The organism is Virgisporangium aliadipatigenens, from assembly GCF_016863615.1.
Taxonomy (GTDB): domain Bacteria; phylum Actinomycetota; class Actinomycetes; order Mycobacteriales; family Micromonosporaceae; genus Virgisporangium; species Virgisporangium aliadipatigenens.
Window position 1 is genome coordinate 172,908 of sequence record NZ_BOPF01000022.1, and the last position, 20,726, is coordinate 193,633.

Sequence of the window (20,726 nt, forward strand, 5' to 3'; positions counted from 1 at the left end):
GGTAGCCGGATTGACTCAGGAACGGCGCACGTTCGGTCGTGCGGGAACCCACGCATTGGTTGCTTCCGCGACGCGACAATTGGCAACAGGCTGCGCGGCTTCGATTCTGCGACAGCGGTCTCGCGCGCTGTCACGCCCGCGCCTCTGCGCGGCGAGCGTTACGCGGCCCGCGCGCACCGTGCACGAGATTGTTGCTGCCCCTCTTCCGTCGGTCCGTCATCGCCGCACCCCGCCGCGAGGATCAGGCAGGGCGCGGCCGAACGCGCAGCCGGCGAGTTGGCCGGTGCGCGGTGGCGGGACTTCGGCCTGGTGTTCAGCACCACGCACGGGACACCGATCGAACCGTGCGACCTCGACCGGCACTTCACCGGCCTGCGGCGCATCCGGTTTCGTGACCTGCGGCGCTCGTGCGCGTCGCTGCGCGACGTCCAGGGCGTGACGATCGGGCACATCCAAGACGTGCTTGGGCGCAGCTTCCCCACCACCACCATCGGCTATCTGTTCGGCAGGGCGTTGCAGGGGTCGCAGGAAGGGGTCAGGGCCGGTCTCATCGACCGGCCCTGAGTGTGTTGCTGCTGGTGCGCCGCCAGGGGCTCGAACCCCGAACCCGCGGATCAAGAGATTGATCTTGAAAGTCGATGCGCGCCGACCCGTCCCAGCGGTCCAACGGTTGCCAATTTCGGCTCGGCCCTCGGGACTCCGCAGTCCAGGCAATCCAGCCGGCACAGCGGCCGTCCATGGCGGTCGAGCACCCAATTCGCGCAATTGTCGAACGCTTGATCGAGCCTGGCTAATGGACTCGGTTGCCTTACGCGGCGGTACCAGCACACCCATCACACTCGATGTGCCTTGCTTTGCATGGATGCTCATGCCATCGACCGAGTCTGCACGCGCCGTTGGCGCAGGCGGGCGCTGGTCGCGAACGGCGACCGTAAGGTCCTGCCCAACCTGATCGTGCACAACCGGGCCGGCTCCTCGGCAGAGCAGAACATGCTGGTCCTAGAAGCGAAGCACTGCCCTACCGTTGATCATCGAGCCTTCGACTACCGCAAGCTCGCGGCCTTCCGCACCCAATTTCACTACCGCCAGGCCGTCTTCCTGGAATTCCCACCGGGCGAGCAACCACCTTGCTGGCAGTGGATCACCGACGAGAACGCCGACCCGACCCTGCGCCCGGCCGGCGTGTCCACGTCGCCAGATGTCCCGCGAGGCAACATCTCGGTCTTAAAGCGTCAAATGCTGGTCTGGCCGACGCCAAGGTCGCAGCGCGGTGATCTCTCAAGTTGAGATCCTCGCGGACTCCGTAGCGCTCGCGATGGGCCGCGAAACCGAGCTGAGAAAATTGCCCGAAGCCTCGCCCAACGGCAAACATGTCGGTTGTTGTCCGTGTCGGCTACGCCTCTGGGGCGACCGGCCACGCACGCGGCGTCGTCCCGCCGTTGCAATGGGACGTCCGCGCTCGCCGGGCGGTGAACGCCAGCCAGGTACGACCCGAGGCGTTCGAGCCAACCCCAAGCGATGCGTTTGTGCTTGGTGCGACAATATTTGTATTTGAGCGGCCGCGGATGGCATGCGCCGAGGTCGACGCAGACTTGTGCGCCATTAGGGTGCCTGGCCAGGCTGAGCTCTACTCGCTAGGCGCCGTCACGAGGCACAGCCCAACGAGCGAGGCGTCTTCCAGCCTCCGCGATACCTACTGCCGCTCCCGTATGACGCGCCGCCGGCCGTCGGAAACGTCGACCCAGCTAGTTCCGGTCATCGCGGCGCTACTGTAAGTCAGTTCCCATCTGATCTCAAAGAATGGGACCGATATGCGGAAAGCGTCCGGAGGACGTGGATGGTGCGGTAGTACCGCTTCGACGCGGCGGTGATGGCAAGACCGGCCGTGACCGCTTCGGTCAGATGGGGCGTGGCCAGCCCGACGTTGTGCCAGGTGTTCGCGGACGCGTCCTCGACACGGATGGCGGAGGCGGGAACTCCATGTTCTTCGAGCTGGCGCGCGAATAAGCGACCTTCAACGATGCCGTTGTGGCGGTTGACGCCGCCCGGCAACTGGGGCAAGTAGTCGCTGCTGTCGGCGAGCGCTTGTATGGAGGCGAGCGCACTTGCCGCGCGCGCATATCCATCACGCACCGCCCGGCGCGCTGGGGTTCGTGCCTCTCAGACGGGAGGGAGTCATAGGATCGCGGAAGGCGACCCGAAGCGGAGGACAACGGTGACGCAGGTGGGGCAGGACCGGTGGGTCGAAGTCTCGCCCTTCCGATTCCCCTACGGGGCTGAGGGCCTCGCCCCGCTCCGCAAGACCATGTCCGACGAGACGCCGCTCCGTACGTGGTCGAACTTCGTATTCCGAAACTCCCAGGGCCGCTGGCACAAGGTCTACCTGGCGCTCGGACGGGGTCGACTGCACCTGATCGGACCAAAGTACTACTCGGGCGCTCTCGACGTCGACGACCAGCGCCGCGCCCGTGCCAGGTGGCGTCCGGAGGACTCGCCGTTGAAGTTCACCCTGTGTAAGGCTCAGGACTTCGGGAGCAAGTTGCAGGTCTGGGTCCATAAGCAGCGTGTCCGGATCCTCGATGAGCGCGCCGTGGTCCAGTTCCTCGGCCAAGGGTCTACGGCTGTCGGTTTACTCGTCCACGACCAGCTCTCTGACGGCGTGGACGCCGAATGCGCGCTGAAGATCGCCCATGACGCGGACGCCGTGGGCCGCCTGAAAAACGAGGCCGAGGTGCTACGCCAGCTGGGCTCCCTGCAGGTCAAGGTGCTGCAGGATCGCCTGGGTATGTCGCGTGATCCCGTTCGCGTTGCTCGCCTTACCCCGCCGCCGTGGCCTTGAGCTGCGGCAACGCGGAGTTAGGCTCGGTTTCCCCAGGTACGAAAGGACGATCACGCGACCCTAGTCATCCGGGGAGGGCGGGCGTTGCTACTAGAAGAGCGCCGGATCGCCGACGCTCACCGACGTAGTTGGGTATCAGCGGAGCCGCTGGGCGCGATGGGAAGAAGAAGGGTGAGTCGGGACGAGTGCATATCATCGATAACCTCAATGAGCCCCTTGGTGATGATTTAAAAGAATCGATCCGTCCGGGCTCGAAGCTGCGCATTGCCGCGAGCACGTTCTCGATCTTCGCGTTCGAGGCACTGAAGGCCGAGTTGCAGCAGCTTGATGCATTGCACTTCATCTTCACAGCACCATCCTTCACCGCCGAAACAGCAACCAGCAAGCCATTGCCGGAGAAGCGGCAGTTCTTTATCCCGCGCGACAAGGGCAGCGATGCTGCACTTTACGGCACTGAATTTGAGATTCGGCTGCGAAACAAATTGACGCAGCGGGCCATCGCGCGCGAGTGTGCCGAGTGGGTGCGGCAGAAAGTCACTTTTCGCTCGAATCGCACCGGCGCGCCGATGCAGTCGTTTGCAATCGTCGACGACACTGCCACCTATGCGCCGCTTCAGGGGTTCACCACTGCGGACCTTGGGTACGAGCGGGGTCCTGCGGTGTCGAACATGGTTCACAAGATCGATAATCTCCTATTCACGCAGCAGTACCTTCAGCTTTTTAACCAGATTTGGTACAACGCCGACCAGCTTGATGATGTGACCGATGCAGTGCGCGAGCATATCGCAAGCGTGTATGCGGAGAACTCGCCGCAGCGGGTGTACTTCCTGATCCTCTACAACCTGTTCAGCGAGTTCCTCAACGACATCAGCGAGGACGTACTGCCTAACGACCTGACCGGGTATCAGGACACCGAGGTCTGGAAGGCGCTGTTCAACTTCCAGAAGGATGCCGCGACCGGCGTGATCAACAAGCTGGAGACCTACAACGGTTGCATCCTCGCCGATAGCGTCGGGCTGGGGAAAACGTTCACGGCTCTGGCCGTGATCAAGTATTACGAGCTGCGCAACAAAACTGTGCTGGTGCTGGCCCCCAAGAAGCTCGCGGAAAACTGGACAAACTACAATTCGAACTACACCACGAACATCTTCGCCAAGGACCGCTTCAACTACGACGTGCTCGCCCACACCGACCTGTCGCGCGACGCCGGCGAGTCGCTGGGCAAGCGGCTGGACCTGATCAACTGGGGCAATTACGACCTGGTTGTGATTGACGAGTCGCACAACTTCCGCAACGCCGACTACGTGCAGGAGCGCGAGACTCGATACCAGCGCCTGATGCGCAAGGTCATCCGCGAGGGCGTGAAGACCAAGGTGCTTATGCTCTCAGCAACACCCGTGAACAACCGGTTCAACGACCTCCGCAATCAGCTCGCTCTCGCGTACGAGGGCGACTCGGCGCAGCTCGCTGTGAAGCTGAACATCCGCACCTCGATCGAGGAGGTCTTCCGGCAGGCGCAGCGGGTATTCAACGAGTGGTCCGACCTGCAGCCGGAAGACCGCACGACCGATGCGATCCTTGCGCGGCTGGACTTCGACTTCTTCGAGCTGCTCGACGCCGTCACCATCGCCCGCTCGCGCAAGCACATCCAGGCGTTCTATGACACTGCGCACGTCGGCGCGTTCCCCGAGCGGATGAAGCCCAAGTCGCTCCGTCCACCGCTGACCGACCTCGCCGATTCACCGACGTTCAACGAGATTTTCGAGCAGCTTCAGCTCCTGACCTTGGCGGTCTACACGCCGTTGGCGTACATCTTCCCGAGCCGCCGCGACAAGTACGAGCAGCTATACGGAGCAGGCTCGGGGCAGAACTACATGGGTGGGCAGACGGCCAACCTCGGCGCGGCCAGTCGCGAACAGGGTATCCGCAAGCTAATGACGGTGAACCTGCTCAAGCGGCTGGAATCGAGTGTCGAGGCGTTTCGGCTCACGCTGAAAAGGCTGGAGTCCACGGTCGCCGAGGCGGTCGAAGCGGTCACCAACCACGCGGCGAACATGGCAGACGTCGTCTCGGCCTTCGCCGACATGGACGCGGACGATGACGACTTCGAGTTCCCCGCAAGCGGCACGGTGGGCCGGAAGGTACAGATCGACCTTGCCGACATTGATGTCGAGTCGTGGAACCGCGACCTCGTCAACGACGGCAAGGTCATCGAGCAGCTCCTGGCTTCGATCAGCGGTATCACGCCCGAGCACGACTCGAAGCTGGGCGCGCTGCGTGACCTCATTGCGGGAAAGTTCCAGCAGCCCCTGAACCCCGGCAATCGCAAGGTGCTGATTTTCTCGGCATTCGCCGACACCGCTGAGTACCTCTATAAGAACATCGCTCCTGGACTGAAGCAGCGCGGCTACGACAGTGCGCTCGTCATTGGACAGGGTAACCCTTCCACCACTCTCGGCAAAGGATACGGCTTCCAGCAGACGCTGACGCTGTTCTCGCCGCGGTCGAAGCAGCGGCACTTGGTCATGCCGAAGGATTCGTCAGAGATCGACGTGCTCATCGGTACGGACTGCATCAGCGAGGGTCAGAACCTTCAGGACTGCGATTTCCTCGTCAACTACGACATCCACTGGAACCCGGTGAGGATTATCCAGCGGTTCGGCCGCATCGACCGCATCGGATCGACCAACAATCGCATCCAGCTCGTGAACTTCTGGCCAGACATCTCGCTCGACGAGTACATCAACCTTAAGGAACGCGTTGAGAACCGCATGGTGATCGCCGACCTCGCTGCGACCGCCGACGACAACATGCTTACCCAAGAGGCAAGCGACGCCGCGTTCCGCAAAGAGCAGCTCCGCAAGCTCCAGGATGAGGTGATCGAACTTGAAGACGTCCGCACCGGCGTCTCGATCACCGATCTGGGCCTGAATGACTTCCGCATGGACCTACTCGGGTACATCAAGGAGTACGGCGACCTGGCCGGCACGCCGAAGGGCCTGCACGCGGTCGTGCCCGCCGACCGCGACACGGGCCTGAAGCCTGGAGCGCTCTTCGTGCTCCGCAACATCAACGCCGACGAACAGCTCAACCGTGGCAACCGCCTGCACCCGTACTACCTCGTCTACCTCGACGATCAGGGGCAGATCATTACGGATCACACCGAAGTCAAGCACCTGCTCGACCTGATCCGGGCCGGATGCCACAACCGTGACCAACCCGTCTGGGAAGTGTGCCGCGTTTTCAACGCCGTCACCCGCGACGGGGCCGAGATGGGTCACTATAGTCACCTGCTCACGGAGGCGATCCGCTTCATGATCGGTGCCAACGAGCAACGCGACATCGACAGTCTTTTCAGCCCCGGCCACACCACCGCGCTGGTGCAGACCATTGCCGGGCTCGACGACTTCGAGCTTATCGCCTTCCTCGCCATCGTGGAGGAGCCTGTCGATGAGTGAAACCGTCCTCTACCGCTGGCCTCCGAACGCTGGATTCCACCGCGCCGTGCCGAAGACGAAGTTCTACGAGCACGGCAACGTCCGCACCGCGCTGCGCGAGAAGTTCGTCGACGAGGTACGGCGCATCACCTGGGCCTACAAGCTCGCCGACGACACCATCCGCCTACGCGGCACGACGGCCGTGCCGGAGATCCAGGTCTTCACCGTCGAGACGAAGGGCGAGAACGTCTCCGACGACGTGCTTACCGCCATCGACAAGTCCGTGCACTTCCCAATCATCTTCGAGATCGTCAGTAATGGCCATGTGCGCACCGTCGCCGCCCACAAGTCGCTCCAGGGCAAGGCCGTGATGATCGGCGCGTACTTCACTACCGTGTGGCAGGTCGCTGATGCCCCACGCCGACCGCTGCCCGCAGCGCTGGACCTGCCGAGCCTGTACGAGGCAATCCTCACAGCTCTCTTGCCGATCGAGACGCGCGCCGGCGAGACCGTGGCAGAGGCGACCGACAGAATCGCCCGCGCCCGAAGACTTCAGCGCGAGATCGGCGGACTGGAGAGAAAGCTGCACACCGAATCACAACTCAACCGCAAGATCGTACTCCGCAGACAGATCCGGGAACGGACTGCAGTGCTGACGGAGCTGACCGATCCCCTACCGCGCGACAGGGAATGACCGTGGACAAGCTCAAGATGCACTCACCGGATCTCATCCGGCGCAACACCGACGCCGTCGCCCAGTTGTTCCCTTCGGTTGTCACCGAAACCCTCGACGCCGAGGGCAACCCCGTGCGCGCCATCGACTTCGACCTGCTCCGCCAGGAACTCTCTGACCACGTCGTCGACGGGCCGCAGGAGCGCTACCATCTCGACTGGCCCGGCAAGCGCGCCGCAGCCTTCGCTGCCAACGCACCGATCGCCAAGACGCTCCGCCCGGTGCGCGAAGAGTCGGTCAACTTCGACACTACGAAGAACCTCTTCATTGAGGGCGACAACCTCGACGCCCTCAAGCTGCTCCAGGAGTCATACCTCGGCAAGGTCAAGCTGATCTACATCGACCCGCCCTACAACACAGGCAACGACTTCGTGTACAAGGACGACTTCGCAGAGTCCAGTGCCGAGTACCTGGAGCGTTCCGGTCAGAAGTCAGAGTCCGGCGAACGGCTCGTCGCCAACCCTGAGTCGAAGGGACGGTTCCACTCGGACTGGCTCTCGATGATGTACCCGCGGCTCAAACTCGCTCGGTCGCTGCTCAGCCCAGAGGGGATCTTTGCCGCGAGCATCGACAGCCACGAGACACACAACCTTCGCAAACTCTGCGATGAAGTCTTCGGCGAGGGCAACTTCATCGCCGAGGCGATCGTCGTTGCCTCCCCGAGGGGTCGACAGTCGGACTCGTTCCTAGCAGGAGTTCACGACTCCCTTCTCATCTACGCCCGGGATCGGTCTTCGGCGGTCGTGGGTGGTCGTCCGCTGGACGATGAGCAGCGTGGCGAGTTCAAGCTGAACGATCCGGAGCTCGGCCCCTACCGGCTTCTGGGGCTCCGCCAACGCGGCACCGCGTCCAAGCGAAGCGATCGACCAGACATGTATTTTCCGATCTACGTGTCTCCAGATGGCGACCAGGTCTCGCTTCAGCGACATGGGAACTGGGCGGAAGTGCTCCCGCGGAAATCCGATGGCACCGACGGCCGCTGGGCATGGGGCAAGGAACGCTGCGAGAAAATGCAGCATCTCCTCGTCGCGCGGTGGATTGACCGTCGCGGCGAGTATGACATCTTTACGAAGGATCTCCTCTTCCGCGGTGGGGCAGAGCGCGTCCGCAAGTTCAAGACGTTGTGGGATGCGAGCGGCTTCGACAACCAGAACGGCACACAAGAGACGAAAGCCCTACTCGAGGGCGACTTCATGAGTTACCCGAAGCCTGTGGCACTCCTACGCGAGATCTGCCTGCTCGGTGCGCCGCACGGCGGAATCGTCGTGGACCTCTTCGCGGGTTCAGGCACGACAGCACACGCAGTGCTTGAGGCATCCGCAGCCGATGGTAAGCCCCGCAGGTTCCTGATGGTTCAGATGGACGAACCGCTTCCTGACGGGTCCGCAGGCCGTCGTGCCGGGTACACGACGATTGCCGAAATGAGCCGCGAGCGGATAAGGCGCGCAGGCAAGAAAATCAAAGAAGCCAGCGGCCTCCTGGCCGACGATCGCGACTTCGGGTTCCGCGCGCTGAGGGTCGACACAACCAACATGGTGGACCTAAACGTCACCGCCGACAACCTCGCCCAATCGATGCTCATGCATGCTATCTACAGTGTGAAGCCTGACCGCACCGATGAAGATCTGCTCTTCCAGGTGTTGCTCGACTGGGGACTCGACCTCTCCGAGCCGATCATGGTCGAGGAGGTCGGTGCCCAACGAGTTTTTTCGGTCGCCGATGGCGCTCTGATCGCATGCTTCGCCGACAAAGTAACCGACACGATCGTGCAGGAGGTCGCCAAGCGACACCCGCTGCGTGCCGTGTTCCTCGATGCCGGCTTCGCATCCGACGCCGCGCGCATCAACGCCGAGCAGATCTTCCGCGAGGTGTCACCCCAGACCGAGGTAAGGGCGATCTGACCCGATGAAGCTCCAGTTCAAGGTCCAGCAGTACCAGTCCGAGGCCGTCGATGCCGTGGTCGACGTGTTTTCCGGTCAGCCTTACGCCGATGGGGTGAAGTACCGCATCGACCCCGGCAAAGACGCCGCGGTGATGCTGCTGGATTACGCCGGTCTGCGTAACGCCGAGATCACGCTGACGCCGCCGCAGCTCCTGACGAACGTGCACCGGGTGCAGCAGGCCCGTGGGCTGGAGCCGTCGAGGGACCTGACGGACCCGGTCAAGAAGTCCGCCGCCCCTCTCAATCTCGACGTCGAGATGGAGACCGGCACCGGCAAGACCTACGTGTACATCAAGACGATCATGGAGCTGCACAGGCGGTACGGGTGGTCGAAGTACATCGTGGTCGTGCCGTCGATCGCGATCCGCGAGGGCGTGAAGAAGTCCTTCGACATCACCGCCGAGCACTTCCAGCAGCTCTACGGCACGAAGCCGCGCACCTTCGTCTACAACTCCTCGCGGCTGCACGAGCTAGAGCGATTCTCGTCCGACTCCGGCGTACAGGTAATGATCATAAACATCCAGGCGTTCAACGCTACCGGTCAGGACGCCCGCCGCATGTACGAGGTGCTCGACGACTTCCAGTCCCGCAAGCCCATCGACGTGATCGCCGCAAACCGGCCGATCCTCATCATCGACGAGCCGCAGAAGATCGAGGGCGACGCCAGGAAGCCGTCCAAGTCCCTGGAAGCACTCGGGAAGTTCAACGCCCTCTTCGCGCTGCGCTACTCGGCCACCCACAAAGTCGAGCGCACCAAGGTGCACCGCCTCGACGCAGTCGACGCCTACAACCAGAAGCTCGTCAAGAAGATCGCGGTACGCGGCATAACCGTCAAGCATCTGGCCGGCAGCACCGCATACCTGTACGTCGACGGGATGGAGATCGGCAAGGGCACGGACTTTCCGAAGGCCCGGGTCGAACTGGAAGTGCAGACCGCGCAGGGTATTCGGCGGCAGGTGAAGCGCCTGAGCCAGGGCATGAACCTGCATGACATCTCGGGCGGTATCGAGGCATACAAGGGCCTGTTCATCCGGGACGTCGACGCAAACCGCGACATCATCGAGCTGAGCAACGGCGACATCATCGGCGCCGGCGAAGTGACCCAGGACGTGGCCGAGGACCAGAAGCGCCGCATCCAGATCCGCGAGGTCATCCGCGCCCACCTCGACAAGGAGCGCGAGCTGTTCGCGCAAGGTATCAAAACGCTGTCGCTGTTCTTCATCGACGAGGTCGCCAAGTACCGCGACTACGACCGCGAAGACACTCTCGGCGAATACGCCCGCGTGTTCGAGGAGGAGTACGCGTCAGTGCTTGCCGACTACCTCGGCCAGCTCGACCTCGACGAGGCCGCCGAGCGGTACCGCAAGCACGTAGAGGCGATCCCGGTCCGATCGACGCACGAGGGCTACTTTTCAATCGACAAGAAGACCGGCCGCTCCGTCGACGGCAAGATCGCCGCGCGTGGCGACTTCGCGGGCCAGTCGGACGACGTGGATGCCTACGACCTGATCTTGAAGGACAAGGAGCGGCTGCTGTCGTTTGAGGAGCCGGTGCGGTTCATCTGGTCACACTCGGCGCTGCGCGAGGGCTGGGACAACCCGAACGTGTTCGTCATGGGCATGCTCAAGAAGAGCGACAACACCACCACTCGGCGACAGGAGATCGGCCGCGGCCTGCGCCTATCGGTCGACCAGCACGGCGAGCGCATGGACAACCCCGTCACCGTCCACGACATCAATGAGCTGACCGTCGTGACCGACGAGTCGTACACAGACTTCGTCACCGCCCTGCAGAAGGAGATCATCGAGTCGCTGTCGGCTCGCCCGCGCAAGGCGAGCGTCGAATACTTCATCGGCAAGCAGATCATGCTCGCCGACGGCTCGAAGAGCGTGCTGGAGAAGACGCTCGCGCAGGCTCTGTACAACCACCTCATCCGGCACGACTACATCGACGACGATGGCCTGGTGACACAGACGTACAAGGACGCCCGTGCCGACGGAACGCTCGCTGCGCCCACGGCCGACGTGCTCAAGCAAGTCATTGACTTCGTGTGGCCACTCGTCGATGCGCTGTACCTCGACGTACCCAAGCCAACCGACGGCCGAAAGCCCAAGAAGATCCCCTTCAACGAGGCGAACTTCAAGAAGCGTGAGTTCCAGGAGCTGTGGGACCGCATCAACCACAAGGCCGTCTACCAGGTCGAGTTCGACTCCTCCGAGCTGATCAAGAACTGCATCCACACGCTCGACAAGTCGCTCAACGTGTCGGTCATGCAGTACCTCGTCGAGGCCGGCAAGCAGGTCGTGGGACTTGAAGTGGAGCAGCTCGAAGCGGGTACCGGATTCAAGGTGTCAGAGACGAAGGTCGAGCACTCTGCCGCCTCAGCAGGATCGACCGTCCCGTACGACCTGCTCGGCGAGATCGCTGAGAAGACGCAACTTACGCGCCGCACCTGCGCGGCGATCCTCACCGGCATCAATCCCGGCACGTTCGCGAAGTTCAAGCAGAACCCCGAGCACTTCATTACCGAGGCCGCCCGGCTCATCAACGAGCAGAAGGCCACGGTGATTGTCGAGCACTTGAGCTACGATCCGCTCGATAACCGGTACGACTCCTCGATCTTCACCGAGAACCAGACCGCTAAGGACCTGTCGAAGGCTGGCGACAAACTGAAGAAGAGCGTCTACGAGTACGTCGTCACCGACTCGAAAGTCGAGCGATCGTTCGTGGATCAGCTCGACGTCAGCGACGAGGTGGTCGTCTACTCGAAGCTACCGCGCGGGTTCTTCATCCCGACTCCGGTTGGCGACTACAGGCCCGACTGGGCCATCGCGTTCCGCGACGACACTACGAAGATCAGGCACGTCTACTTCGTGGCCGAAACCAAGGGCTCCATGTCGACCCTCCAGCTCAAGGGTGTGGAGATGGCAAAGATTGAGTGCGCTCGCAAGTTCTTTGCGGCGCTGAGCGAAAAAACTGACGACGGCGGCGTGAAGTACGACGTCGTTGACAGTTACGACTCGCTGCTCCAGCTCGTGGGAGCGTAGGGGACAGTAAGCCTTTTCCGACCAGCAGCATCACACCTCGGCACCGGCGGGAAGCCGGCGTCGCAGCTCGGCGAGCTGGATCAAGGTTTCAGCCGCCAGGGCATTACACCGAGTCGAGTTGGTGACCTCCAAACCGGGCACGACAGCGAGGCGACGGGCGCGTGTGGTCTTGCTGGAGCTGCCGCAACCGATGATGGGCGATCCGTTGACGGTCGAGCACTGACGCACGACGCTGCTGCCTATTCGGTCAAGCCATATGCCAGGCGGTTCGGATGGTTGCGACGCGGCACGATGGCGGCGGTAGCTTCGGCTGCTGCGTGGGAGAGTTCGGGGAGGACGTCGCCGTAGTACCTGGCGGTGAAGTGTGGGCTGGAGTGCCGGAGTCGGCTGGAGATGACTTTCATCTGGACGCCGGCGGCGAGTCCCATGGTGGCGGCGCCGTGGCGTAGGTCGTGCAGACGGATCGGCGGCAGTTCCGCCTGGGCAGTCAGATGCCGGTAGTGGTCGGTGACGTCGGCTGCGTGAAGCCGGCCGCCGGTCTCGGTGGTGAAGGCGAGCCCGGTCCGTTCCCATGCTGGTCCGGCGGCGAGTCGTTCGCGGTGTTGCCGGGCGCGGTGCGTGCGGAGGACGGCGACGGTTTCGATGTCGAGCGCGACGGGTGCTTCGCTGTCGCGGTCGATCCACGCCGACCGCCTTGGCACGCCCAACCGGAGGAACTAATCATGCTGATCAACGTCGCCACGATCCTCGCCGCGACACTCCTCGGCTACCTCGCCGGACTGCTCACCTTCAAACGCAGCCTGCGCTGATGTGCGTGGTGCGGGCAGATTCTGTCCTGCGGCGATTGAGCCGGCCGGCCGCCGGTCATGGTGCCGCCGTCCCTCGAACCTCACCGCCGCGCCGATGACGGGCCATCGACCGCACCGGCCGGACTGGACTTGTCGCGCCTGCGATCACTTGTGGCCGTGCCGGCCCGCCCGAGCAGCGCTTCTCAACGGCTACCCGGACCGCGAGCAACTCGCCGCCGACCTCACCCGACTCACCGGGGTCGCCGCCGCCGACCTCGGCGTACAGCCGCCGCCCACGCTCTACCGTCTATTCGTCGGCTGGGCCCTCGACCCCGACCGCGCCTGCCGGATCTGCGGCAAGCCCGGCCACGACGCCACGCCCGGCCTCCCACCGCGGCTCATCCCGTGCGACAAGATGCGGGATGTGATGGCTCATTGAGACCGACCGGCCCCGAGCCTCATCAACCGGGGGCATCCGTCCCACTGGTGACAACCGCTCCGGAGCACCCAACGGTCCACAGTGGACACAAAAATGACCCCAACCCGGCAACTAAAGCCAGGTCAGGGCCATCAAATGTGCGCCGCCAGGGACTCGAACCCCGAACCCGCGGATTAAGAGTATGAAACGGGTGATATCAGGGCACCCCATTTAGGGCTGTTACGTGCCAGCTTAAACCACTTCGTGGTACCCACCGACGCGCCCGCGTGTCGGTGAGTGTCCTACGGTGTCGCACCGTGCCGGAACCGTCGATCACCCACGGATCACCCGCCTACACCCCCGAACGGCGGCGCCCAGCAACCGGACGGCCACGGGCGGCGGCGATCATATTCCCTGCCTACGCGGCCCGCTGGCATGCCTCACGCGCGTTCATGTGGTCGGTCGAGACCCGCCGGCGCGTCCCCGGCAACCTCGCCCACCACCTGAACCCCGCGTTCCCGGGACCGATCGCCGCGATCACCACGACCGACGTCCTCGAGTGGATCTCCCACCGGCTCACCGGCACTCCCCCGACGCCGAAGTCGTCGATGAAGCTGTACTTCGACCTGCTGTCCACCATCCTCGCCAGCGCCCACACCGACGGTGTCATCCCCGCCAACCCGTGCGGGCCGATCAAGGTGAATGCCGCGTTCCGCGGACTGTCCGGCACACCGCGCTGGATACCCACCGAAGCACAGGTTCTCGACCTACTCGACATGGTGCCCGAGCGCTACCACGCGGCGCTGTGGCTCGGCGCCGGCCAAGGCTGCCGCATCGGCGAAGTCCTCGCCATGGAAGACAGCCCTCACTGCCTCGACCTGAACCGCGGTGAGCTGCACGTCGTCCAACAGCTGCAGTACGACAACCCGGAGCACGGCGGCTTCTACCTCAAAGAGCCCAAGAGCGGCTCCGTCGGCACCATCACGCTCGACACCCACGTGCGACAGGTCGTCGCGCACCATCTCCGCACGTTCGGATCCACCGCGGTCGAGCTTGTCGACGCCACGACCGACCGGCCCCACCCACGCGTCGCCAAGCTGCTGTTCGTCGACAGTCGGCAGCGGCCTTTTCATGACCGGCGGTGGTCGGAGCACTGGACACGGTGGCGTGACGCTGCCGGGTGGCCTGTCCGGCACGGGACTTTCCATGCGCTGCGGCACTTCTGCGCCACGACCATGCTCACCAACGGCGTCGACCCGCAGCACGTCCAGCGGACCCTCCGGCACGGGAGCCTGCCGTTCACCCTCCGGACATATGTGCAATGGCTTCCCCACCACCAGCGGCCCACGAACGTCGTCAGCACGGCACTCCACCAGGCCCGCCGCCTTCGCCAGTCCTGGTCGCGCTCCAGCTAACAGTGCCGTGACCGCTGCCAACGACGCCGCACCCCTGACACCGCGACCAGGCTGGCCTGCATGGCCGCCGTTGCTATGGGGGGTCGTACCTGGCATGCCGCGCCGGTCGTTTCCGATGTGTCGGTATTCAAAGTCGGAGGGTGCATGCACGTTGTCCTGGTCGGATCAGACGGTGCGGTCCTCAAAGTAGAGAGCCGTCTTCCCGTGGCCGAGCTTGCGCGATTCGTCCACGACGCAGCGGCGACCTTGCCGGCGGGCAACCCGACCCCACCAGAAACCGTTTCAGTCACGGAAGTGGTGGAGCGATATCTGGAGTTCAAGGTGTCGCTGACCCGCTCGCCCGAGACTCGGACGCTGCGCGACTACCAGCAATACCTTCGCCAGCATGTACGCCCACACGCCTTCGGAGGACTGCCGGTAGCCACGGCGACGCGCGCCCAAGCCCGGCAATGGCAGAACGAACTTCTGGTCAAGCCGAAGCAGCGTGGTGGCGGAACGCTCGGTGCGAACTCCGTCATCAAGATCCGCACGTCTCTGGTCGCTCCGGCATTGCAGTGGGCGAGGCTGCCGGGTGACAACGGGGAGCCGCCACTGCGGACCGCCCCGTCTCCGTTCGACGGACTGGAAATGCCCGAGCCGACACGGTTCCGGGCCGCAGTCTTGGAATCCACCACGGAGATTCGGACTTTCATCGACCTGGCTTATCAAGTCGATCCGGAATGGGCAGACCTCGTCCTGACCGCGCTGTGCACCGGGTTCCGGTTCGGCGAGGTGACCGCGCTCGGCCCCGCCGGCTTACACCCTCAATCCGGTGACGTGATCGCGCTGCGCCGCTTCAGCGGCGGCCTGCTTCTACCCGGGACCAAGAGCGGCCGCAGCCAGGAACGCAGAGTCCCCGTCCCCGAACCGGTCATGAAGATGCTCACCCAACGTGCCGATGGCCTCCCGCCCGATGCGCTGTTGTTCACCACCGTCACCGGTGGCCCGTGGCCGTTCTCAAGCTACTGGAAGCGCTGGGACCGACTCCGCGACCTCCTCCGGCGTCACGGCATCGATCGGCACCTGACCGGCCACGGCCTACGACACAGCTTGATCAGCGCCCTGCACGCCGGCAACACCGGCGACGGACTCGTGCGCCGTATCGCCGGCCACCGCGACACCCGGATGAACGACCACTACCTCCACCTCACTGCACCAGGCCGAGAAGCAGTCACAGCGATCACCACCACATTCCTTCTCCAGTAACGTGCGGCAAGGCCCGCAGCGCCAGGTCACCAAGTTCATCGAGCCGCCGAGAGCGTGCAGGTGATCGTGCCACCTCAACGATCCCGGCGACGGTGCGCGCGAATCGCGGCATGAGCGGATGCTTGGCGAGCGCGGTGTAGGTCGATTTCCCGTGATGGGACAACATCGCATCATGATCGGTCGGAAGTGACGAGTTAGATGCCCTTGACAAGGCATTAGCCTAGGTTGCCTGTCCTTCGTTGAGGTCGCCGTCTACAGCCGGTTCGAGGACTTTGTGAACAAGGGCTAAGGGCCCCGAAGGACACTCTGGCTCGTGCGCCGGGCCGCGTGAGCTTCGTCGCTTTGTATGGGGCGCGAGCATGCTGGGATGGCCCAGTCGATGCGTCTTCGATGCCCCAATGTGGCCGTGTTTGACTGCCGTAAGTCGGCCGCCGTACGCCGACTACTTTTCCTGGACGAGTGACGTGAATTTCAGTGATTACTTGAGACTGCATCCGACTGGGCCGGCTCGCCAAGAATAACGATAGAAAGGCGGTATCTTCCTGAACGCGGTATATCGCAGCTATTTTCATTGAACGGAATGGTGCGCTTGAGTGTCGAGCCGCCTTGGAGTTTGTTGCCGCCATTGTCAATCCCCCCGCAAGATCTCGGGAGGCTAATGGTGGGACCTTTCCCAACCCAGCTAACAGTTACATCATCCGGCACAACATGGCACGTTGGCACGCCCTGCCGTAGATTCACGGATAGGTCCGCAGATCGCGGGTTTTGAATTCCCTCGGGCGTCTCGATGCCTCCATTAATGGAAATGGTTGTTGAGATAATTTGGCCTTTTAGGCAGCGCGGATACGACAGGGATGGAGCGCTGCTGGTGGCGTCCGGAGAGGTCTTGTCAACCGCAGGGTCGCGCATGGCGAGTTCGGCGGACTTGTTCGAGAGGTGGTTGCCGACAAGTTGGATGAAAAATGCGCCAAGAATTGTCAGAATCAAAGTTAGGCGCGCTATCGGGACGGATCTCTCGGCGCGACTGCTGTTCGAATTTCCCCTACCGGGGGCCGAAGGAGATGGATCTTCAGCTGGTGCGGTGGGCACGTCAAGTTGGTTCAGGAGTGCCCACATGACCTGGGCGGAGGCGCGGGCGGCGAATTCTTTGTAGCGGTCGTCCTTTTCAGGGCTGGCGTGGTCCATGACGCCTTTGCAGACCAGCCAGGGGATACCGCGTTGGTGGGCGATGGTCGCGATGGTCGCGCCTTCCATCTCCACCGCCATGATCTTCCTGACGCCGAGACCGGTCAGGGTGTTCCAGATGGTGCTGTCGGCCATGACCGCGCTGCCGCTGGCCATCGGTCCAACATGGACCGCGAACGGTAGCTGTGCGGGGCCGGCGGGATAGTCGTAACGGTGCCGCTTGACGCGAGTGACCCCCTCGGGGGTGAGTTGCAACGAGCCGTCCGCGAGTCGGTCGACCAGACCAGCCTTCTCGAGCCGGTGGACCATGCTCAGCCACGCTTGGCGTCCCACGAAGCGGTCAAGGGCGGGATGCCAACGCGGGTCGACCTTCCGCAGGAGTTGTTCCAGGACCCACAGCTGCGCCTCGGCATCGTCGACCTCGCCGTGGCTGGGGAGACTTTCCAGGTTGAAGTCTTCGGCGGTGCGACGCCAGCCACGGTTCATCGGGTTCTGGGCGTGGCTGCCGGCGAGGCCATCCAGCTTCTGTTTGCCTTCGTCCCACTCGTAGGCGAACGAGGCGATCACGACGTCGCCGAGGACCGTGTCGTGGGGGTTGCCGGCGCAGACGCCGGGCATCACCATGGCCCTCGGTTTGAGGGCCTGCGCGAGGCGGCCAGTGAATGTGCCGGTCTCACGCCCGCCCATGTCGTCGGGACGCGCCAACGCCACCCGCAACGTCCGTCCGCCGCTGGTGCGGTACTCGCCGGTCAGGTAGGGCAGGTCGTCGATGGACTCCGATTTCCATTCAACGACACCGGGACCGGTCGTGATGGCGGTGCCGGCAGCCTTGGCCGCTTCGAGTTCCTCGCGCAGCGCCGCCACGACGAGTACATCCACTCCGACCATTAGCCGCCTCGCAACCACCGCTGACGTACCGGCAGCCGGCATCACGCTGCCGGCGCCAGTCGGACAGCCCAGTCTTAACGCGACAAAAGATCAAGAAAACCGCGGCCATCACTAATCACCCGAAAAGCCTGCACCACCCCACCCGGCCACCCCTCGGTGTTGCCTCGAACGGCCGAGAAACCGGTACCGATACACACAAACCATCAGTCCCTCAAGTCGGGCCCGATGCCACGACCAGGTCACGCGGCCACCACGTGAGCGAACGCCGGCCGATGGCCGAACAGTCAGGCGTCCGGGCCCGGATCGACCGAAATGCCGGAGAGTTACATTGGAAGCAGGCGGGCAGTGGCACCACGCTCCATGCCGCGCTGAACGGCGACCCGCCGCCGCATGTGCGGTACGGGCATTCCCAGACGGGGCGCGGCAGATCCGGATGCCGTCGCGGTGCTGCAAACTGACGAGCGTGCAGTTGCTTGGAGTCGCCGGATGCGGCGTTGAGATAGGTGGTTCGCTACCAACTCTCGATGCCGGCGACCCAGCTACAAGCGTCGCAGATCAGCTCAACCACCCGATATGAAATCCTCGCAGCGCCTCACCAACGGCGACTGCCGCCCGTTCACAACAGGAAGGCACTTCACCTCGGTGATCAGGCCCGACACGCTGGCCGACGTGGCCTCGGACGTGTTGGCGCTCGGATGGGCTGTCGGGGTGGGCATAGGACTGGCATCCTGCCTTCTTCGGCCAGCGTCGGGCGAGTGCCTGAAATCGTTCAACTCGGCGGTGGAAGGCGATCCGGCCACGCTGCCGGCGCAACCATGCGGCATTACAGGCTGTTCAGGTGCAACGGCTGGTTGCTGATCGGGAGTAAAGATGAAGAGTGCGGAGCGGAGCCCGCGGAATGTGGGCGACGATGCCGGTATGGCAGGCGGGATCGAAAATGCTTGACCTCGACCCGTTAGCGCTTCCCGTGCGTCCGGTCCATCGGGCCGACCTGCTCTGGGCGACCACGCTGCCGGACCTGAGCCCCGTGCCCGTGGTGCGGGACCGCGATACCGGCGAGTTCGTGCGCCCGGCCGCCGCGGAAGGTCTTGACGCCGTCGCGCTCACACCAGACGGTCATAATTTGCTCGCAAGGAAAGATCAGCAGACCCGAGATCCCCGCCTGGTCCTGGTCCGCCTTGGCGAGGAGCGCGGCTCCTACCGCGACCTGTGTAGAAATCATTCTTCAACGGCAGCGATGAACCCCGACGGTGTCACCGTCGCCAACTTCGGCGACCACTCAGATCCGGACATCGGCGAGCATGACCCGAACCGGATCGTCTACGTCGACCTCATCGACTCATCGTCGGGCGACTCCAGACGACTGTGGTCCACGCGCGGTGATCCTCGGTCCCACTCGGCCTGTGCCTGGTCACCCAACGGTGAACTCCTGGCAGTGTCCTTCGAGACGTACGACCGATACGAGACCTTCGAAGACATCATCTGCGTCGTCGACCGCACCGGCGCGGAACTCGGCCGCTGGACGTGGCTCGACCTGCCCGGCGCGCCGAACGCGACCTGGACCAACCCACGCGAGTTCGCAGTCCGTGACCATGACTGCCGTATCTGCACCGTGTCGGTCGGCTCAGACGCGTCAATCCAGACGTCGACCGCGGACACCAACGCCTTCCTCGCGGTGGCCGACGGGCATTTGTACGGCATCCGAACGGTGCACGAGGATCCTCGCCCGGGCCACTTCTCGATCGAGTTGTACGTCACCGACCTGAACTCGCATCCGACGACATCGCTGGCGATACTGAAGCAAAACTGCTCCGCCTCAGCTTTCGATCTCTTGCCCGGACGCTGAGGCGGGCGACACCGCCTCGCCGGGCAATCGAGCGCACGATCGGCGGCAGAAGAGCGCACCGGCTGCGCACCTGACGGCCGTGATGATTCGCTCGGGGTCTTACCATCCGCCCGTGAATGTCTTCCTGGTCTGGCACATTCGGCATGCGCGATTCCTGATGGCAGACCGACTGAGCATCGTGGCGAGGACGGCGAACTCGCCTGGGACGAGGAGAACGCCGACGACCTCAAGGTCGTCGGCGTCTATTCCACCGAGCAGAAGGCGCACGAGCGCATCGTTGGTGCGCGGAAGCTGCCCGGGTTCCGTGATGAGCCGGACTGCTTCTCCGTCGCCTCTTACCTCTTGGACGAAGATCTATGGACCGACGGCTTCATCACGGAACCGCTGAACGGCTGAGCTGCCCGTCGACCCACTCAGCGGCAGATCGGTGCATCCATGCGACCGCGCGGGGCAGGTGGTCAGTCGTCCAGGTAGATGGCGGCGAGGCGGGGTAGTCGGGCGCGCATCTGGTCCTCGTCGTCGAAATCGAAGTCCTCGCCGGCGGGATCGTTGGTACCGCTTTCCGGCCGGGCGCCGTTGTCGTGTACCGCTGTCCAGAACGCCTCTTCGTCTCCGGTGACCGCTGCGTAGGCGTCGCTGGCGACGGAGAGAAAGTCCTCGCACTGAATCTCGTCGTCATCGGGATCCACGCCCAGATCGGCGAGGGAGTCCGGGGCGGCAACCGCGCTCTCCCAGACGGCGCGCCCCTGTGCGAGCAGCCAGCCGCGAAAGTAGTCGAAGACATCGTCGGAGCAGCCGCCGAGCATCAAGTAGGCCGCCGCCCACAGATCGGTGCGGTACGCCTCGCCGTTGACGGCATCGAAGACGCGCTCGAACTCAACAGCTGCGGACGGACCGAGTTCAACAAGCCGGGCGGTTACCCCCTGTGCGACCGCCTCGGCGG

15 protein-coding genes, 1 tRNA gene and 1 pseudogene are annotated in these 20,726 nt (G+C 63.7%); 12 read left to right on the top strand and 5 right to left on the bottom strand.

Annotated features, from left to right (window positions below; translation table 11 throughout):
• The first annotated feature begins 309 nt into the window (after nt 1–309).
• Nucleotides 310–564: a hypothetical protein gene (locus Val02_RS28325; protein WP_203902282.1), complete on the top strand. Its 255-nt coding sequence runs from the start codon at nt 310–312 to the stop codon at nt 562–564.
• A 12-nt stretch (nt 565–576) separates the two neighbouring features.
• Here Val02_RS28325 and Val02_RS28330 read toward each other — a convergent pair.
• Nucleotides 577–691, bottom strand: a tRNA-OTHER gene (locus Val02_RS28330).
• A gap of 167 nt (nt 692–858) precedes the next feature.
• On the opposite strand from Val02_RS28330, the gene Val02_RS28335 reads away from it, so the two are divergent.
• Complete coding sequence (locus tag Val02_RS28335) at nt 859–1,287, top strand: hypothetical protein (RefSeq protein ID WP_203902283.1); 429 nt, start codon at nt 859–861, stop codon at nt 1,285–1,287.
• Between the two features lie 489 nt (nt 1,288–1,776).
• On the opposite strand, the gene Val02_RS28340 is transcribed toward Val02_RS28335, so the two are convergent.
• Nucleotides 1,777–2,133: an ElyC/SanA/YdcF family protein gene (locus Val02_RS28340; protein WP_203902284.1), complete on the bottom strand. Its 357-nt coding sequence runs from the start codon at nt 2,131–2,133 to the stop codon at nt 1,777–1,779.
• 82 nt (nt 2,134–2,215) lie between these two features.
• On the opposite strand from Val02_RS28340, the gene Val02_RS28345 reads away from it, so the two are divergent.
• From Val02_RS28345 to Val02_RS28365, 5 genes are all read left to right on the top strand, one after another.
• Entirely contained in the window at nt 2,216–2,839 is a 624-nt protein-coding gene (locus tag Val02_RS28345; RefSeq protein WP_203902285.1) for a hypothetical protein, read from the top strand.
• A gap of 185 nt (nt 2,840–3,024) precedes the next feature.
• Nucleotides 3,025–6,297 (top strand): helicase-related protein, encoded by a 3,273-nt coding sequence (locus tag Val02_RS28350; RefSeq protein ID WP_203902286.1) that lies wholly within the window; start codon nt 3,025–3,027, stop codon nt 6,295–6,297.
• Nucleotides 6,290–6,970, top strand: coding sequence for a DUF4391 domain-containing protein (locus Val02_RS28355; protein ID WP_203902287.1), 681 nt, complete (start codon nt 6,290–6,292; stop codon nt 6,968–6,970). Before Val02_RS28350 ends, Val02_RS28355 begins: the two co-directional genes overlap by 8 nt.
• A complete protein-coding gene (locus tag Val02_RS28360; protein WP_239153395.1) occupies nt 6,967–8,910 on the top strand; it encodes a site-specific DNA-methyltransferase in 1,944 nt (647 codons plus the stop codon). The genes Val02_RS28355 and Val02_RS28360 overlap by 4 nt, the downstream gene beginning before the upstream one ends.
• Before the next feature lie 4 nt (nt 8,911–8,914).
• Complete coding sequence (locus Val02_RS28365; protein ID WP_203902289.1) at nt 8,915–11,998, top strand: type III restriction-modification system endonuclease; 3,084 nt, start codon at nt 8,915–8,917, stop codon at nt 11,996–11,998.
• Between the two features lie 239 nt (nt 11,999–12,237).
• Here the strand turns inward: Val02_RS28365 and Val02_RS28370 are convergent.
• Nucleotides 12,238–12,669, bottom strand: a pseudogene (locus Val02_RS28370) (tyrosine-type recombinase/integrase); the annotation flags it as partial.
• A 232-nt stretch (nt 12,670–12,901) separates the two neighbouring features.
• Between Val02_RS28370 and Val02_RS28375 the strand changes: the two are divergent.
• The 3 genes from Val02_RS28375 (at nt 12,902) to Val02_RS28385 (ending at nt 15,864) form a co-directional block, all read left to right on the top strand.
• Complete coding sequence (locus tag Val02_RS28375) at nt 12,902–13,225, top strand: hypothetical protein (RefSeq protein WP_203902290.1); 324 nt, start codon at nt 12,902–12,904, stop codon at nt 13,223–13,225.
• A 587-nt stretch (nt 13,226–13,812) separates the two neighbouring features.
• Complete coding sequence (locus Val02_RS28380) at nt 13,813–14,619, top strand: tyrosine-type recombinase/integrase (protein WP_239153396.1); 807 nt, start codon at nt 13,813–13,815, stop codon at nt 14,617–14,619.
• A gap of 144 nt (nt 14,620–14,763) precedes the next feature.
• The gene (locus tag Val02_RS28385) at nt 14,764–15,864 is read left to right on the top strand and encodes a tyrosine-type recombinase/integrase (protein ID WP_203902292.1); all 1,101 of its coding nucleotides are present in this window, start codon (nt 14,764–14,766) and stop codon (nt 15,862–15,864) included.
• A gap of 471 nt (nt 15,865–16,335) precedes the next feature.
• Here the strand turns inward: Val02_RS28385 and Val02_RS28390 are convergent, their stop codons facing one another.
• The gene (locus Val02_RS28390; RefSeq protein WP_203902293.1) at nt 16,336–17,928 is read right to left on the bottom strand and encodes a phosphorylase family protein; all 1,593 of its coding nucleotides are present in this window, start codon (nt 17,926–17,928) and stop codon (nt 16,336–16,338) included.
• A gap of 946 nt (nt 17,929–18,874) precedes the next feature.
• Between Val02_RS28390 and Val02_RS28395 the strand changes: the two genes are divergently transcribed.
• Both Val02_RS28395 and Val02_RS48955 read left to right on the top strand, forming a co-directional pair.
• Nucleotides 18,875–19,783 carry a hypothetical protein gene (locus Val02_RS28395; RefSeq protein WP_203902294.1) on the top strand — a complete coding sequence of 303 codons (909 nt, stop codon included), beginning with the start codon at nt 18,875–18,877 and terminating at the stop codon, nt 19,781–19,783.
• A 150-nt stretch (nt 19,784–19,933) separates the two neighbouring features.
• On the top strand, nt 19,934–20,179 hold the full coding sequence (locus tag Val02_RS48955; protein ID WP_506023097.1) for a DUF7336 domain-containing protein: 246 nt from the start codon (nt 19,934–19,936) through the stop codon (nt 20,177–20,179).
• Between the two features lie 62 nt (nt 20,180–20,241).
• Here the strand turns inward: Val02_RS48955 and Val02_RS28400 are convergent.
• Nucleotides 20,242–20,726: DUF4240 domain-containing protein (locus Val02_RS28400; protein WP_203902295.1), on the bottom strand; the 485-nt coding region annotated here is incomplete at its 5' end.